Raw genomic sequence first — 14,778 nt, 5'->3', positions numbered from 1 at the left:
GGTTGGTCGACACCACGCGGCCGTGCCAGGAGGAGAGTTCACGATGACCGGCCGCCCGATCGGCTGAACCGTCACCGAGTGCGACTCCATCCCGTCCCAGTGGAGCGGCCTCCGGTTGCCGAACCGGCTGCCGGAGGAGGACAGCCCGGAGCGGGCCTGGCTGCCCCGCAGCCTGCGCCTGATCGAGGACCCCTGGATAGCCCAACAATCGGTCTTCGATCCCGCGTTGGCACACAACTCAAAACCGATGCGCCCCAGCGAGCCATCCTTCGCGGACCCGGGGACGGCCGAGCGCTGGCGGGCCGCGCGCTGCGAGGCGCTCGACACCGTGCTGAACGCGATCGCGCAGTCCGACTGGGCGCAGCACCTGGTCCTGCGCGGCGTGGTCCCGCTGCGGGCCTGGTACGGGGAGGACGCGCGGGAACCCCACGAACTCCAGGGGTCGTGCCCGTCACCGTCTTGGTCCTGCTACGGCGTACACCACGGTGCCGGTCACCAACAGGGCCCACGCGGTCCCGGTGGACGCCGCCGTGCCGGGGGGAAAGATCATCCAGTTGACCACCTGTCCCGCGGTGCCGGGCGGAACCGGGACGAGGAGGGTGACGGCGAGCCAGCCGATCGGCAGGGTCCATGCGAAGTGTGCCCCGCACAGCACCGCCCCGAGCGCGGCCAGGCCGACCAGGCCCGCGCTGTCCCGGACGACGACCTCGGTGGGGGCGAGCCTCACTCCCGCCCCCTGGACCGTCAGCAGCGCCGCACCGGCGAACGCGCCGATCAGCAGCACGTGCGCCGCCCGGCGGGGCAGCCACCGGATCGCGGCCGTCCTCTCCAGCACGACGTCCGGCCCGCCGAGCCCGACGGAAGCGGCTGCCACGTTCGCGGTGAGGACCAGGACCGCCATCCCCAGGTCCAGCGGGCCCGAGCCGTTGAGGGCCCACACCGCCAGCGCCACCAGCAGGACCGCGGCGGCCGAGGCGGGCATCTGCCGTGAACGCGCGTACAAGGTCAGCCACCTCATCGCGACGTCTCCCCCGCCAGCATCGAAAGCTCGTTGTACCCCGTGCAGGAGAGAGCGGCGGTGTGCACCTCGGCGATCCGCGAGCGCTGCTCGGCCAGTGGCATCGCCATCAGCCGCTGCCAGGCGACGTCGGTGTCCGCCCATGTACGTTCCGAGTACGCGTAGGTGTCCGGCCTCTGCAGCGCTTCGAACCGGCGGTCGCCGAGGGCCCAGCTCGCGACGATGCTCTGGACGGGGATGTCGAGCTGCCCCCGGCCCTCCCACGTGGTGCGCGGTGCGCAGTTCGGTGCCAGGCCCTGGGCGACCAGGAGGCGGGTCAGTTCCGCCCCCGTCGCACGGGCGATCAGCGGGTCGTCGAAGTCGACCAGCACCGCGTCGCCGGAAGGTCGGCGTTCGTCGCCGAGCGCGTGCAGCCGGGTGTCCTCCCGCACCGAGGTGGGCGCCTGGTCGCCCAGGGCGTCGTGCAGCACGCGCAGCGCGTCCTTGCCACGCGGCGCGAGTTCGGGCAGGTGTGAGCGGTTGGCCTGCGTCACGCACACCGGTCCGTCGCAGACCGAGGTGGCGGCGGCCTTGTCGACCACGTAGGTGTCGCGCGCCGTGGCCGGGAGGATCAGCAGGGCCAGGGCCGCGCCGGCCAGGAGGGGGGCCACCGCGAGCAGTCGGGCCCGGGGGGTGGCGGCCGACAGCAGTGCGAAACCGGTGGCGAGCAGGCCGAGCAACCAGAGCGTCTGGCCGAGGTGCACGGAGCCGGACAGGGTCAGCAGCACCTCCCGCGGCTCCGAGGTCGCCGGGGACAGCAGGGCGAGCCGGTTCGGCGCGCTGCTCGATGGCAGTAACCCCTCGTTGCTGGGCCGCAGGAGAAGGGTCGCCAGCAAGAGGAACACCGTCAGGGCCGGCGGGGTGAGCACGGAGGGCACGGCCCGCGCGACGCCCATGCCGAACACGGCCCCCGCGACGAGGGACAGCGCCGCCACCAGCGAGATCGGCAGCCAGCCGAGACTCGTGTAGGTGGTGGCGCCGAGGGCCACCTGGACTCCGCCCACGAGGACGAGGAGACCGAAGCCCGACGCCAGCGCGAGCGCCGTCGCGCCAGCCGGCAGCGCCGCACGGCGCCAGCCCGGCAGCGGCGTGGTCGTCAGCAGTTCGGCCATCCGCGAGCGGGAGTCGCGCAGCCCGTACACCGCCCCCACGCCCGCCACGAGCGGCCACCAGAAGCCCAGCAGGTACCGGGTCCACATGGCCATGGACGTCCACTGGGCCGTCCACCCCGCGTTGCCCTTCCACCAGATCCCGTCGATCAGGCAGAAGACTGCCAGGCTGCCTCCCAGGACGACGATGCCGGCCCACGGGGCGACGGAGCGCTTCAGTTCGATGCGCAGGACACGTCCGTTCACCAGGTGCCCCCCTGCCGCCCGGAGTTGTGGAGCAGCGCCGAGTAGCCGCGCTCCAGGGGGCTGTCGCCCGGGTACTCGGGACCGCCCGCCGCGGCCAGGTCGTCCGGCGTGCCCTGGAAGACGAGGCGGCCGTCGGCGAAGAGCACCACGTCGGAGCAGGCGGCCGCGACGTCCTCGACCAGGTGGGTGGAGACGACCACGCAGGTGTCGCGGCCCAGTTCCTGCAGCAACTCGCGGAAGCGCAGCCGCTGTGCCGGGTCCAGGCCGGCCGTCGGCTCGTCCAGCAGCAGTACCGCGGGGTCGTTGACGATGGCCTGGGCGATGCCGGCGCGCCGCACCATGCCGCCGGACAGAGTCTTCATCCGATGGTCGGCGCGGTCCGCCAGGCCCACCCGTTCCACGGCCCGCTGGACGGCCGCGGGGACGGCCGCCTTCGGAACCTCTTTCAACCAGGCCATGTACTCGACGAACTCACGCACCGTGAAGCGCTTGTAGTAGCCGAAATCCTGCGGCAGGTAGCCGATCCGGCGACGCAGGGCCCGGTGGTCACCCATCGCGCCCATGGAGGTGCCGAGCAGCTCCAGTTCGCCCTCGGCGGGGCGCAGCACGGTGGCCAGCGCCCGGATCAGGGTGGTCTTTCCCGCTCCGTTGGGCCCCAGGAGGCCGTGGGCGCCGATGCCCAGGGAGAGGTCGAGCCCGTCGACGGCCGTCTTCTTCCGTCCGACGCGTACTCTCAGGCCGCTGGCCCGGATCTCCCAGGCGTAGGTCTTCGGCGCGGTGTCGGCCGCGCTCGTCACAGGTGTCATGCGGTGGTCCCTTTCGAGGGTCGACGATGGTTTCACAGCGTTGAGTACGCGTTTCTGCGGGCGATCACGGCGCCGATCCCGAGCGCGAGGAGCAGCCCCCACACGGGCAGCCGGTCCGGCTGGAGCACGAGCCGCAGGGCAAGGGGGGTCCGGCCGGTGGCCCACGCGGGTACCACGACGACGACGCCCCACGCGATCAGCAGCCCGAGGGCGGCGCGGGTCACACCGACCACGCTGCCCAGCGCCAGGGCGGTGGAGGTGAAGGCCAGGGAGGGCAGCAGCCACTGCGCGGCCGTCGTGGTTCCGGTCAGCCATCCCCCCACCAGGAGCCCTGGCAGGACCACCACGAGGACCGCCGTGGTGCGTCTGAGGAGCAGGGGCAGGCCGGCTCGGGCGGTCGAGGCCGTCAGTTCGTGTGCCGGGTCCATGCCGCGCGACCACGATGCGGCGACACCGCACAGCGGCAGCACGGGCGCGATCGGCAACACGGGAGAGGCGCCGCCGAAGAACGTCGGCGACGCGACCGCGTCCAGCAGCAGCGCGATCAGGGTGACGACGACGGTCATGGCCAGCCACGGGGCCATGGCCGGCGTCAGCCAGGCCGAGACCCACCTCGGGCGGTGTCGCCGCGAGGGCGCCCTGACGGCAGCGTCCAGCTGCGGTTCCAGACCGGCCCGGACGGTGTCGAGGACCGCGGTGATGTCGGGCGCCTCGATGGCCACGGAGACAGCCAGGTGGCCCCGGCACGGAGCGCACGTCTCCAGATGAGCCTCCAACGCCCATACCGTGTCCGCGGCCATCGTTGCGTCACCACGTGCGTAGTCGTCGATCAACCGCCTCGACGCGTGTTCCCCGCTCATGCCAGCGCCTCCCGCATCGCGATCCGGGCCCGGCGGGCGCGGGTCTTGACCGTGCCTTCGGGCAGTCTGAGCAGGACGGCGGTCTCCCGGACGGAGAGCCCGTCGAGCACCGTGGCCTGCAGTACCTCTCGGAGTTCCGGCGCCAGTCGCCGCAGGGCGTCGCCGACGTCGCCGCCGACGGTCCCGGCGAGTGCCTCGTCCTCCGCCGCGGGCACCACCGTCCGCTCGGCGGCGGCGACCGGCGGTTCGGCGTGGTGGGCACGGCGCCGGAACGCGTCGACGAGGCGGCGCGCCGCGATCGTCCACAGCCACCCGACGGCCGTCCCGCCGACCGCGCTCCCTGCGAACGCGTCGGCCGCGCGCCACACCGCCAGATAGGTCTCCTGCATGACCTCGGCGACGATCTGCTCGTCCGCGCAGCGGCGGCGCAACCGCACCGCCAGCCACGGCGACGTGCGCCGGTACAACTCGTCGAACGCCCCGCGGTCACCTCTGGCCACCAGCCGGACGAGGCGTTCCTCGTCCAGCTCGTCCAGTGCTCTCCTGCGTGATCTCACGCCAGCCAGACGCCCGGCACGGCGCGCAGGTTCTGCATCCGCCGTGACCTGCGTCACAGTTCGGAATTCCGGCCGCCAACTCCGATCCGGTTCGGTCACCGGCGAGTCCGATCCGGCCGAATCAGCCGGAACTTCGCGCCCTCCAGGTCGTTCAGGCTCAGCCCGGCCACCCGCCCGCGGGGCCGCCGCCACCACGGAGAGCCCGCTCAAGCCGTCCGGTCTCACCAGCAGCTGAACCACGGGTTAAGGCCGCCCGACCGCTCGAACCACCCTGCTGTCACCGCTCCTCGCGCGGTGTTCTGCCACGAGACGTGCTTCTCGAATGCTCCGCCGGACCTGGATCGAGCCGACGGGTGCCGCCCCGCCGCCGGGCCCAACTACCTCTCACACCAGACCTGGTGGGCGGCAATCAGGTCGCGGCACCAGGCGTACGACGCCTTTGGCGTGCGGCGCTGGGTTTCGAATTCGACGCGGACGAGGCCGAAGCATGGGTGTGGCCTTCTGTGCCCCGCCGAACAGGGGGCCGTCCCAGCCGCAATCATCTGACCTTCGGCCAACTCCCGTGTTTTCTTTTCTACAGTGATTGGTGTAGCCGCAGACTTCGGAGTGTCAGTCCGCTCCGTACAGTGGAGTCACGAGTACGTCGTCGAGTGTTTCCGCCGATTCGAAGGCGAGGCCATGTCCGACTCCTCCCTCCCGCTCCCCCGTCCCCGTGGGTCCTCCCGACGTCCCAGGTCCCAGGTCATCGACCAAGCCCGTTTTACTCGACCGGAGTTGCTCACCGACCGGCTGCTGATCCAGGTGGACGCTTCCCGGGTGGGGTTCGTACGGGACCAGCTCGACCCCACCCTCAGCGGGCTCGTGATCAGTGGACCGAAGGCCCTCAGGAAGGCATCCGAGCTGCGGAACGACGACTACGCAGGTGTGCTCATCGCCGACCCGGCGTTCTACGAGGACGGCGTCGCGACGGCGAGGGAGCCCTACCTGTCGCGAACCGACGAGCTGCCCGCCGCAGATCCGCTCGGCCAAGCGGTCCAGGAGCAACTCGCCGTCGGCGCAACGGCGGCGCTCACGCCGACCGGATACCTCCGGGCTGGGGACACGGCCGCCGTACGGGCTGCTGTTCGCGAGGTGTCGGCGCGCGAGGACCCCCGGATCGTGCTCACCCTCCCGATCGACGTCGGCTGGCTGCGCGGCGACCTCGTCGGCCGGCTCATAGAAGAACTGGGCGTGGCACCGGGGATGAAAGCCGTCATGCTCGGCGGCCAGTTGGACCCGCTGGCAAGCTTCCCCGAGTCGCTCACCGGACTGGCGCAAGTACTGGCCCAGGTACCGCGAACCGCGCTGCTACGAGCCGATCTCGCGGCGTTCGGCGCGCTGGCACGGGGTGCGGTGTTCGCCGGCTACGGGCTCTCGGGCCGCTTCCGGCACGTCGTCCCGCCCGGCGAGCCCGCGAAGAGCTCGGGGTTCGCCGACTCCCCGGCCGTGCTGTTCCCCGAATTGATGGCCTTGTTCCTCGGCAAGACCCTCGCACGCCGCTTCGCCGCGACGCACGCACCCGTGTGCGAGTGCGCGGCCTGCGGACGTCGGCCGCTGGACAGCTTCCCGACCAACCGCGACGTCCGGCCGGCGGCGCAGCACAACACGGCCGTGCTGATGTCCTGGCAGCGGACGTTACAGACCATGGCGATCGGGCCAGACCGCCAGCGGTGGTGGCAGGAGCGCTGCCGTGCCGCGGTGAACCGATACCCGCTCGTAAACGCCGCCATCCGGCAGCCGAACGGCTTCAAGGTCCAGCCGCAGCTGCTGAGGTGGTCCCTCCTCGATGCGGCGCCCTCGGCGCCGGCCTGTGCGGGACCCGACTGACGGGCGAGCGGGCGACTCAGCGAAGTCGACGGTACAGCTCCTCGACGAAGTGCCACGCCGCGGCGGTGTGCCGTTGAGGCCGGTACGGCTCGGGTTCCAGGGCCATCCGGACCCCGTTCGGCTCATTGACGAGCACGCCGATGCCGTAGAAGGCGGCCTCCGCCACGGTCTCATCCAAACGTGCGCGCGGGTCCTCGTCGAGAAGGACGGCTCGGCGGCAGAACGGTGCGAACCGGCCTGCACGCTCCAGGCCCGTCCGCCGATCTGCCGCCCGCACGACCGCGAGGTCAATGGTGAGCGGCCGGACCGCCCGGCGCGTCACCAGATCCGTGTTCCACTCCACTGCTCCGCGCGGGAGGTTACGAACCTCGGCCTGCTCCGGGAGAGAACCCGCAGGAAGGGGAAGGCCGACCGGAAGGCTGAGCAAGCACTCCAACGCAGAGATTCTGTCCAGCCGCTCGGCATCGGTTGCCTGGCGCCTGCGGTGCTCGGTCTCGTCAACCCGGTGCAGCAGAAGGGCACGGGTGCCCAGGACCGAGAGCATGACGCCCTCACTCTCAGCGGGCACCTGTGGCAACGCCGCCTCACGCACCGAGCGCCACACCTCGGGATTCGCCACACTTGCCATAGGCCCTACCCTGCCCTGGCGGCTGGCGCGACGGCCAGGCGACCCTCCGCTCAGGCGTCGTGCGAGCCCTCGGGTGGATGTCGCTTCATCAGTCGGCCAGGCCGAGACCCTTCACTGCGTCCAAGGTGACCGCCGCGGTGATGACCTGGCCGCCCTGCAGTCGGGCCTTGACGGTGGCCATGGCCTCGCCGACGGTGACCGAGGTGACGGCACCGGGGATCTGGTTGCAGTCGGGAAGGAGCCGTCGAGGGCGGGGAGCAGGTCCCGGATCGGCCGGGCGGAGGCGAAGACCACGTGGAACCCGACGCGTTCGCACTCGCCGATCGCGGCGAGGATCCGGTCGTCGAAGTCGGTGGACATCCGATCCGGTGTGGGGAGGCATGGTGGCTGAGCCGGTCAAGGTTCGGAGGCTGACCGAACCCGTCATGGGGCGGATGGTAGCCGGTGGTTGTTACAACTTCCCCGGTTGGAGATAGGCCGGGCGGGCCCAGGCGATCTCGTCGATGGTGAGCCAGGCGGCCTGCGCGACGGCCGTCGGGGTCGTTCCGGCGAAGGTGGCGGTGTCGCGGTTCAGGTGGGACTGGTCGGCGTAGCCGGACTCGGCGGCGACCTGGCTGGGGCGCTGGCCGGCCGCCAGGCGGTGGGCGGCGTGGTCGAAGCGGATGAGCTGGGCGGCCCGCTTCGGGGTGAGGCCGAGCTGGGTGCGGAAGCGTGACCAGAGGCGTTTGCGGCTCCAGCCGGTCTCGGCGGCCAGGTCCTCGATCCGGACCGCGCCGATGGTGCGCACCAACTCGCCCCAGGCGAAGCGGAGTTCGGGATCGACCGGGCGGCCTGCTTCGTACCGTCGGGCGAGTGCGGTGGCCGCCAGCGCGAAGCGGTCGTCCCAGGACGCGGTGGCGCGCAGCTGTTCCCGGATGCGGGTGGCCTCGCGCCCCCAGAGGTCGTCCAGGGAGACGAGCTCGGCCGGTGAGCCGAGCACGGCGTGGGCGACCAGCGGCGACAGCCGGATCTGGAGGCACTCGATGCCTCGGTTGTGCGTGCGGACGCCGCTGGCGCCGAGGCCGAGGACCGCGGTGCCGTGCTGCCGTCCGCCGGTGCTGTCCTCGACGGCGAGTATCCCGTCGCCGAAGTCGAGGGCCATGGTGACGGCCGGGAAGGGGACCACGTCCAGGTCGACCGGGGAGGTGGCGTGGTCGCTGAATCCGGCCATGCTGACCCCGCGCAGCGGGCCGGGCAGGGACGGGATGGCGACGTCCCAGAGCGCCGCAGTGGATTGCATGGCCGCAGGCTACGCGACATTCGTCCAAGACGGGGAGGCGCGGTGGCGAGCACGATCGTCCGCACACCCGGCCGGAGAGGACCGTTCGTGATGACCGACCCGTACATCGAGGCCGTCGACGGAGCGGTACATCCGACTCCCCTCTGACCGGTCGGCACTACTCGTTTCATTCACTGGAGAACGCTCACATGTCCCGCCGTTCCAGCATTGCCACCCTCACGCTCTCCCTCGCCGTCGCTGTGACGCTCTCCGGCTGCTCGGCCGTCAGCTCCGTGACGAACCCGACCTCCGCCGCAAGCACCACGGCCACCGCAAGCGCCACGGCTCCCGCGAGCGCCAGCACCGCCGCGAGCGCCACGGCCAAGGCGGACCTGTTCACCGCACCGGCCATCGACCAGGCCCTCCAGGCGCTGGCCAAGAAGGTGGGCGCGTCGCCGATGAAAGTCCTCAAGATCGACGTGTTCCCGGACTTCGTCTCGGTCGAGGCCGCCGACCCCGCGAAGCCCACCGAGGTCAACAAGTTCACCTACCGCGACGGGGGCGTCATGGAGCCGCAGCCCGTCAAGCTCAGCACCACCGGCAGCGACGACCCCGGCGCCGTCCTCAAGGAGAACCTCTTCGACAGCACCGAGGTCAAGCCCGAGGCGCTCGCCAAGGTGCTCGCCGGGGCGGCCGCCGCGTCGAAGGTCGAGGGCGGCAAGGCCGGCGGAGCCATCATCCAGCGCAACCTTCCGTTCTCGAGCACCATCCAGATCATTGTCAACGTCGACGGCACCCGCGCCAACAAGCAGGTCCGCGCGACGCTGGACGGAAAGATCACCGAGATCGTCTGACGACACGCCAGAAACCAGTCACCGCGCCCGCACCGACGGACGGCGGCCGACCCACGGGTGGGCGAGTTCGAGGGTGCGGGCCGCCTGGAGCAGCAGGTCCTCGCGCCACGGGGCGGCCACCAGCTGGACGCCCACCGGCAGGCCGGTCGCCTCGTCGTGGTGCAGGGGGACGGAGATCGCGGGCTGGCCGGTCACGTTGAAGACCGAGGTGAACACGCCCATCGGGTAGCTGTTCAGCAGCGGCCGCAGCGGATTCTCCTCGGTGCCCGTCCCGAAGCTGCCGACCAGCGGCGGGAGGCAGGCCATCGTGGGCGTCACGAGCAGGTCGAACCCGGCCACGAAGCCCTCCACGATCCGGCGGGAGAGCTGCTGGGTCCGCTGCACCGCCTGCCCGTAGGTCCAGGAGTCGACCGACTGGGCGGCCTCGCGCAGGGCGCGGTTGTGCGGCTCGATCCGGTCCGGGTGGGCGAGGGGGACACCGGCGGCGGCGGTGTTCCAGATCGCGGTGAAGGCCGCGACCAGCTCCTCGGTCGGGGGCAGCGGCAGGCGGGTGTCGACCACGTGGTGGCCGGCCGCTTCGAGGGCCCGCAGGGCGAGGTCGACGGCAGCCACGCAGGCCGGGTCGACGGGGATCCCCTCGACCGGGGAGTCGGTGAGCACGCCGATCCGCAGGCCGGCCGGCGGCTCGGCCGCGGCCAGGGCCGCGAAGGAGCCGGCCGGGGTCGGCTGCGACCACCAGGTGGCCGGGTCGTGCCGGGCGAGCACGTCGAGGGCGGCCGCGGTGTCGGCCACCGAGCGGGTCACCACCCCGCTGGTGGCCAGCCCCTCCACCAGGACGCTCGCGCCGCTGATCCGGCCCCTGGTCGGCTTGAGGCCGACAAGTCCGTTGCAGGAAGCCGGAATTCGGATCGACCCTCCCCCGTCCTCGGCGTGCGCGATCGGCGCCATCCCGGCCGCGACCGCCACGCCCGCCCCGCTCGACGAACCGCCCGGCGTACGGTCCGGCGCCCACGGGTTGCGCGAGATGCCCAGCGTCTCGCTCTCGGTGAAGGGCACCGCGCCGAACTCCGAGGTGGTGGTCTTGCCGAGCAGCACGAACCCCGCGTCGACGAACCGCTGCACCACCGGGTCCGACGCCGCCGCCGGGGCCCGCCCGGCTCCGGCGGATCCGTACGTGGTGGGCCAACCCGCCACGTCCAGCAGATCCTTGACGGGCAGCGGCACGCCGAGGAACGGCGGCAGCCCCTCGGCGGAGGCGGCGCGCACCACGGCATCGGCGGCCGCCGCGGCGGCCTTGCGGACGGCCTCGTCGTCCCGGTGGCAGAAGGCGTTCAGCTCAGGGTCCAGCTCGTCCATCCGCGCGAGGTAGCCGTCGGCCACCTCGACCGGGTTCACCTCCTTCCGCCGGATGGCAGCGGCGAGTTCGACGGCCTCGATGTACGGGTCGGTCATCACGAACGGTCCTCTCCGGTCGGGTGTGCGGACGATCGTGCTCGCCACCGCGCCTCCCCGTCTTGGACGAATGTCGCGTAGCCTGCGGCCATGCAATCCACCGCGGCGCTCTGGGACGTCGCCATCCCGCCCCTGCCCGGCCCGCTGCACGGGGTCAGCATGGCCGGATTCAGCGCCCACGCCACCTCCCCGGTCGACCGATTCCCGCACTCGACGCCGCCAGGCCAAGGGCTTGTTCCACGAGCACGTCGGCCCTGCTGCTGATCGCGGTGGTCGGCGCCAGTCCCATCATGCTGAACAGGATGTCAGCGCCGCGGCGCCACCGGCGCCCATGACCGTTGACGCGGCAACCGCGAGCGCCGGCGGCCGCACGGCGAACGTCCCCGCGAACAGCTGTCGGCCGCGGCGCAGGCACCTGTGATGGCGGTCCCAGCGGAGTAGGTGGCGGCACGCACGCCACGGTCGAACGGGCGACTGGCCCCTGCAGCACCTTCCCAGTCCCACAGGGGCCGACCGCCGCCCGCTCTCCGTCCCTCGGGTAGAACTACTGGCGACAGCCACCGAACCCGCTGTACACCCTGTCATTGCCTCCGCGAGCGCGCTGCACAGCCGTGAACTCCACCGCTGAGTCCGAACCCGATCGACGCTGTATCCGGGTGTACAGAACGCGCCACTTTTTAGCCAACTACCATGAAGCGAAGGCCTGGCAGAGGGCTTGGCTCTGCGGTTCGCAACGATCCCAAGGGGCACCCAGGAGTCGGTCGAGACGTGCGAGGGTCTTCATCCGCCGCGCCGGAGACCGGCGGCAGCTCAGCCCGCAGCTGCCCGGCCAGATCGCACACGTGGACGCCGGCCTGTCCCTGCGCACCACCCGCTCGACCGGCGGGCTGCGTGCCCGCCGTCAGCAACGAGCGGGCGCACGACGGCAAGACCGCGCCCGGCGCACGCGCCCTCGCCCGCCCCATGGACCCGACCTCCGGCCGAGCGTGATCACCCAATCGGCTCACCGCCCCTCCCAGCCCGCGCCGCGCGGGTAGCCGCCCGGGCCCCAACCACCTGTGTCCGCACGGCGCGAACCGGCCCGGCCGGGGCCCTCCGCTCCCCGGCGGGCCCCGATCCATAGACCCCCTCCCGCAGTGGCTCGACCGGGCCCTGCATAAGCCCTTCTTCGGACCCCTGAATTTCCCCTTCTGAAACCGTCATCGTGAGTAACATTGCACTCACTCTGTGAAATTTCACAGCCTGAAATATGGCCACGGCGGATAACAATAAGATAACAGTGGACTAGACCACTGAAGCCACTGATCGACAACCAGCCTTCAGGTACCGCCTATTGACGCCGGACACTCACCATCTATGCGCGTAGCCACAAAGTCGCCCGGACTTCTTCGTTCCGGTTTTGACGCGGCTCTGCCAGACTCCCCCGCATTCGGTTTCACCTAACGGGGAGTGAGATCTGACGCATGAGCAGACACCGCAGGAAATCACGTCGGGCGGCCGTGACGGCAATCGCCGCCGTGCTGGCCGCCGCGGCCGCGCTGGGCATCGGTGCCGTGGCCCAGGCGGGGCTGGTCAAGGGAACCGTCATCGGTGGACAGGGGAACTACAGCACCGTCAACGAACGTGTGCTCCCCTCACTTTCGGCCCGGGTCTCCGGCCAGGCCGCACCGGGCGACCGCATCCCGATGATCTGCCGCACCACGGGGGACACCGTCGAGAACGACAACCGCTGGATCTGGTCCGGCGCCTACTACATCGCCGACGCCTTCATCAGCGAGGACACCGGGAACCTGCCGCTCTGCAGCTCCACCCGGCCCACCAGCTGGACAGCACTCGACATCACCATGCAGAAGCAGGTCCAGGACGAGTGGTGCTGGGACGCCTCCGGCCTGACGGTCGCCACCTACTGGGGTTACAACCAGTACAACCAGTACGACTTCTGCCGCCTCGCCCAGCAGGGCCGCTGGCTGGACTGCAACGACCGGCCCGCCACACTCGACGACATGGCCAACGGTCTGTCCGCCATGGGCTTCCGCAACAGCGGCTACGACCTGAACCGCAACGCCTCGTTCAACGAGGTCACCAATGAGATAGCCAACGGGCGGCCGTTCGCGGTGCGCATCGGCTGGACCTCGGGCGGCGGGCACATGAACGTCATCTACGGCTACGACAGCACCAGCAACATGATCGCCGTGGGCGACCCGTGGCCCAGTACGCAGACGTACACCTGGTGGAACTTCAATACCTACGTCAGCAACGGCTCGTTCCGATGGACCCACTCGCGGGTCGGCATCCACGCGTGAGGAGACAACCAACCATGAGGACACTGAAGGTGGTTGCCCTCACCACCGCCGCACTCGTGAGCGTCGGTGCCGCCGCCACGACAGCCCGGGCCGACAGCGGGGGCGATGTCCCCGACTACGGCGCCGCTCAGCAGGTGCTGCGCTCCGGACAGACGCACGACACCGTCTCCCGCTTCCTCGGCGCCGCGAGGACGGCGACCGCCCCCGGAACCGGAACCGGCGCCGACGGCGGCAGTGCGGGCGGTCGGCCGAACACCCCGAACGCGGTCGCCGCGCCACCGTCGTTCCAGCTCAAGGACCCGGTTCCGATGTACGAGCTGTCGGTGGACTTCGTGGCGGGCAAGGCCCAGCCGACACCGCAGAACGCGCTCAGGCTGTCCTACCTCGCCTCGCGGGTGAGCGCGGCCGACGGTCACCAGGCCGCCGTACTGCTCGCTCCGCCGGACAAGGCCGGCGGCTGGCGGCTGGCGGGCATCCAGGACGGTGACAACGAGCTCAAGCTCGCCGAACGCACTACCTCCGACGCCCGCACCTTCACCGAGCCGCAGATCCACGCCTGGTACCGGCTCACCGCGAGCGGCGACGTCGAGCCGCTCAACAGCGAGGCCACCACAGGCCTCGGCGGCAGACAGAGCCTCCCGCTGGCCGCCTACCAGAAGCTGGTGACGGGTCGGTACGCGGACAAGCTCCCCGGATCCGGCTACGACCGGAACGGGCTCGCCGGAGGGTTCGGGCTGCTCGACGGCACGGGGACAGCAGCCGGGTCGCCGCCCGGAACGCCGCCCCAGGTCCTGCCCGAAGCACCATCAGAGACGCAGAGTCCGACGACCTCGTCGACCTCTGCTGATCAGTCGTCCCCGACGTCATGGCAGCTGCCGGCGGTCGGCGCCGCCGTGCTGGCCGGTGCCGCGGGATTCTGCCTGCGCCTGCGCCGTCGCGGCCGCGGCGCACCGACGGACTGACACCCGAACGGCGGACACGAGGAACCGGGCGACGGACAACACGCCCTTGGGCGCCCGGTGCCTCGTGCTCCCCGAGCAGTAGAGGGTGCGCAGCTTCGAGAGCCACGGCCCGGCCAGGGCCGACAGGCCTTCAGCCGAGTCCAGGCGTCCGCCGTCGTGCGGCAACGATGCCGGGAAGGGCACGGGTCGCCGCCCCCCCACTTGGCCGTGGTCGCAGGACCGCCCCGCGTACCGAACGCCACGCCGCGGGATTCGCCACACGTGCCATGGCCCCCACCCTGCCATACTGGTCGGCACGACGACCAGGTGCCCCTCCGTTCGGGCATCGTAAAGCTCCTCCGGTGGATCGTGCTTCTCAGCACAAGGCGAACCAGGCCGCGTCATGCTGCTGTGGCACCGCTCGGCACGTAGTTCCCGTCACCACCGTGGTGGGCGTCCCCGGAGTCATAGGGCGGTCCGTCCCCGCGTGAGCGGCCCGTGGCCGAACCATTGGCAATGGGCCGCGGACTTGTCGACCACGCTGTCTTTTGCTCAGTAGCCGCGGCGCAGCTGCTGCGGACTACCCCGTTCAGGCAGCCCTTCGAATGCTGCCAAGAGGTCATGCATGCCACAGTGGCCAGAAGCCAGGGAAGTCATAACCGTAAGCTGCCACCCCTGCCTGACTTTCCTACCGTGCAACGGAGTTGCGGTGTATCGCACTGCCGACCCGAAGCCGGTGATCTGCAAGATGGCCCGCGACCTGGGCGTGCACCACGAGGCCCTGCGTAACTGGATCCGCCAGGACGAGGCGGACCGGGGCGAACGGGACGACCGGCTGACC

14 protein-coding genes are annotated in these 14,778 nt (G+C 71.2%); 5 read left to right on the top strand and 9 right to left on the bottom strand.

The features are described from left to right. Positions 1-451: 451 nt before the first annotated feature. The 5 genes from ACIRYZ_RS41815 to ACIRYZ_RS41795 are packed head-to-tail and all read right to left on the bottom strand — an operon-like array spanning position 452 to position 4,635. Positions 452-1,018, bottom strand: coding sequence for a hypothetical protein (locus ACIRYZ_RS41815; protein ID WP_402953901.1), 567 nt, complete (start codon positions 1,016-1,018; stop codon positions 452-454). Beyond that, complete coding sequence (locus tag ACIRYZ_RS41810; RefSeq protein WP_402953900.1) at positions 1,015-2,412, bottom strand: hypothetical protein; 1,398 nt, start codon at positions 2,410-2,412, stop codon at positions 1,015-1,017. Before ACIRYZ_RS41810 ends, ACIRYZ_RS41815 begins: the two co-directional genes overlap by 4 nt. Next, the gene (locus ACIRYZ_RS41805) at positions 2,409-3,218 is read right to left on the bottom strand and encodes an ABC transporter ATP-binding protein (protein ID WP_402953899.1); all 810 of its coding nucleotides are present in this window, start codon (positions 3,216-3,218) and stop codon (positions 2,409-2,411) included. Before ACIRYZ_RS41805 ends, ACIRYZ_RS41810 begins: the two co-directional genes overlap by 4 nt. A 32-nt stretch (positions 3,219-3,250) precedes the next feature. Further along, a complete protein-coding gene (locus ACIRYZ_RS41800; RefSeq protein WP_402953898.1) occupies positions 3,251-4,078 on the bottom strand; it encodes a zf-HC2 domain-containing protein in 828 nt (275 codons plus the stop codon). Further along, on the bottom strand, positions 4,075-4,635 hold the full coding sequence (locus ACIRYZ_RS41795) for an RNA polymerase sigma factor (protein WP_402953897.1): 561 nt from the start codon (positions 4,633-4,635) through the stop codon (positions 4,075-4,077). The genes ACIRYZ_RS41800 and ACIRYZ_RS41795 overlap by 4 nt, the downstream gene beginning before the upstream one ends. A 774-nt stretch (positions 4,636-5,409) precedes the next feature. Between ACIRYZ_RS41795 and ACIRYZ_RS41790 the strand changes: the two genes are divergently transcribed. Next, a complete protein-coding gene (locus tag ACIRYZ_RS41790) occupies positions 5,410-6,501 on the top strand; it encodes a hypothetical protein (protein ID WP_402953896.1) in 1,092 nt (363 codons plus the stop codon). 16 nt (positions 6,502-6,517) lie between these two features. On the opposite strand, the gene ACIRYZ_RS41785 is transcribed toward ACIRYZ_RS41790, so the two are convergent. The 3 genes from ACIRYZ_RS41785 to ACIRYZ_RS41775 form a co-directional block, all read right to left on the bottom strand. Further along, complete coding sequence (locus ACIRYZ_RS41785) at positions 6,518-7,120, bottom strand: hypothetical protein (protein ID WP_402953895.1); 603 nt, start codon at positions 7,118-7,120, stop codon at positions 6,518-6,520. A gap of 97 nt (positions 7,121-7,217) precedes the next feature. Beyond that, complete coding sequence (locus ACIRYZ_RS41780; protein ID WP_402953894.1) at positions 7,218-7,310, bottom strand: TOBE domain-containing protein; 93 nt, start codon at positions 7,308-7,310, stop codon at positions 7,218-7,220. A 270-nt stretch (positions 7,311-7,580) separates the two neighbouring features. Then, positions 7,581-8,408, bottom strand: a complete 828-nt coding sequence (locus ACIRYZ_RS41775; RefSeq protein WP_402953893.1) for a helix-turn-helix domain-containing protein — start codon at positions 8,406-8,408, stop codon at positions 7,581-7,583. 188 nt (positions 8,409-8,596) lie between these two features. Between ACIRYZ_RS41775 and ACIRYZ_RS41770 the strand changes: the two genes are divergently transcribed. Further along, positions 8,597-9,241 (top strand): hypothetical protein, encoded by a 645-nt coding sequence (locus tag ACIRYZ_RS41770; RefSeq protein ID WP_402953892.1) that lies wholly within the window; start codon positions 8,597-8,599, stop codon positions 9,239-9,241. Between the two features lie 18 nt (positions 9,242-9,259). Here the strand turns inward: ACIRYZ_RS41770 and ACIRYZ_RS41765 are convergent, their stop codons facing one another. Next, positions 9,260-10,741 (bottom strand): amidase, encoded by a 1,482-nt coding sequence (locus ACIRYZ_RS41765; protein ID WP_402953891.1) that lies wholly within the window; start codon positions 10,739-10,741, stop codon positions 9,260-9,262. Between the two features lie 1,415 nt (positions 10,742-12,156). Between ACIRYZ_RS41765 and ACIRYZ_RS41760 the strand changes: the two genes are divergently transcribed. The 3 genes from ACIRYZ_RS41760 to ACIRYZ_RS41750 all read left to right on the top strand — a co-directional run. After that, positions 12,157-12,996 (top strand): papain-like cysteine protease family protein, encoded by an 840-nt coding sequence (locus ACIRYZ_RS41760; RefSeq protein ID WP_402953890.1) that lies wholly within the window; start codon positions 12,157-12,159, stop codon positions 12,994-12,996. A gap of 14 nt (positions 12,997-13,010) precedes the next feature. After that, positions 13,011-13,958 carry a hypothetical protein gene (locus ACIRYZ_RS41755; RefSeq protein ID WP_402953889.1) on the top strand — a complete coding sequence of 316 codons (948 nt, stop codon included), beginning with the start codon at positions 13,011-13,013 and terminating at the stop codon, positions 13,956-13,958. Between the two features lie 604 nt (positions 13,959-14,562). Next, on the top strand, positions 14,563-14,778 hold a 216-nt coding region (locus tag ACIRYZ_RS41750; protein WP_402953888.1), incomplete at its 3' end, for a transposase.

Origin of the sequence: Kitasatospora sp. NPDC101155 (assembly GCF_044768305.1) — a bacterium.
GTDB lineage: Bacteria > Actinomycetota > Actinomycetes > Streptomycetales > Streptomycetaceae > Kitasatospora.
Note: the sequence above shows the minus strand (reverse complement) of the source record. Positions and strands in the feature narration are given on the sequence as shown.

Bases quoted from the DNA above. Each gene is read 5' to 3' on its own strand.
- ACIRYZ_RS41815 (WP_402953901.1), bottom strand. From the start codon at position 1,018: ATGAGGTGGCTGACCTTGTACGCGCGTTCACGGCAGATGCCCGCCTCG.
- ACIRYZ_RS41805 (WP_402953899.1), bottom strand. From the start codon at position 3,218: ATGACACCTGTGACGAGCGCGGCCGACACCGCGCCGAAGACCTACGCC.
- ACIRYZ_RS41800 (WP_402953898.1), bottom strand. From the start codon at position 4,078: ATGAGCGGGGAACACGCGTCGAGGCGGTTGATCGACGACTACGCACGT.
- ACIRYZ_RS41780 (WP_402953894.1), bottom strand. From the start codon at position 7,310: ATGGCCACCGTCAAGGCCCGACTGCAGGGCGGCCAGGTCATCACCGCG.
- ACIRYZ_RS41775 (WP_402953893.1), bottom strand. From the start codon at position 8,408: ATGCAATCCACTGCGGCGCTCTGGGACGTCGCCATCCCGTCCCTGCCC.
- ACIRYZ_RS41770 (WP_402953892.1), top strand. From the start codon at position 8,597: ATGTCCCGCCGTTCCAGCATTGCCACCCTCACGCTCTCCCTCGCCGTC.
- ACIRYZ_RS41760 (WP_402953890.1), top strand. From the start codon at position 12,157: ATGAGCAGACACCGCAGGAAATCACGTCGGGCGGCCGTGACGGCAATC.
- ACIRYZ_RS41755 (WP_402953889.1), top strand. From the start codon at position 13,011: ATGAGGACACTGAAGGTGGTTGCCCTCACCACCGCCGCACTCGTGAGC.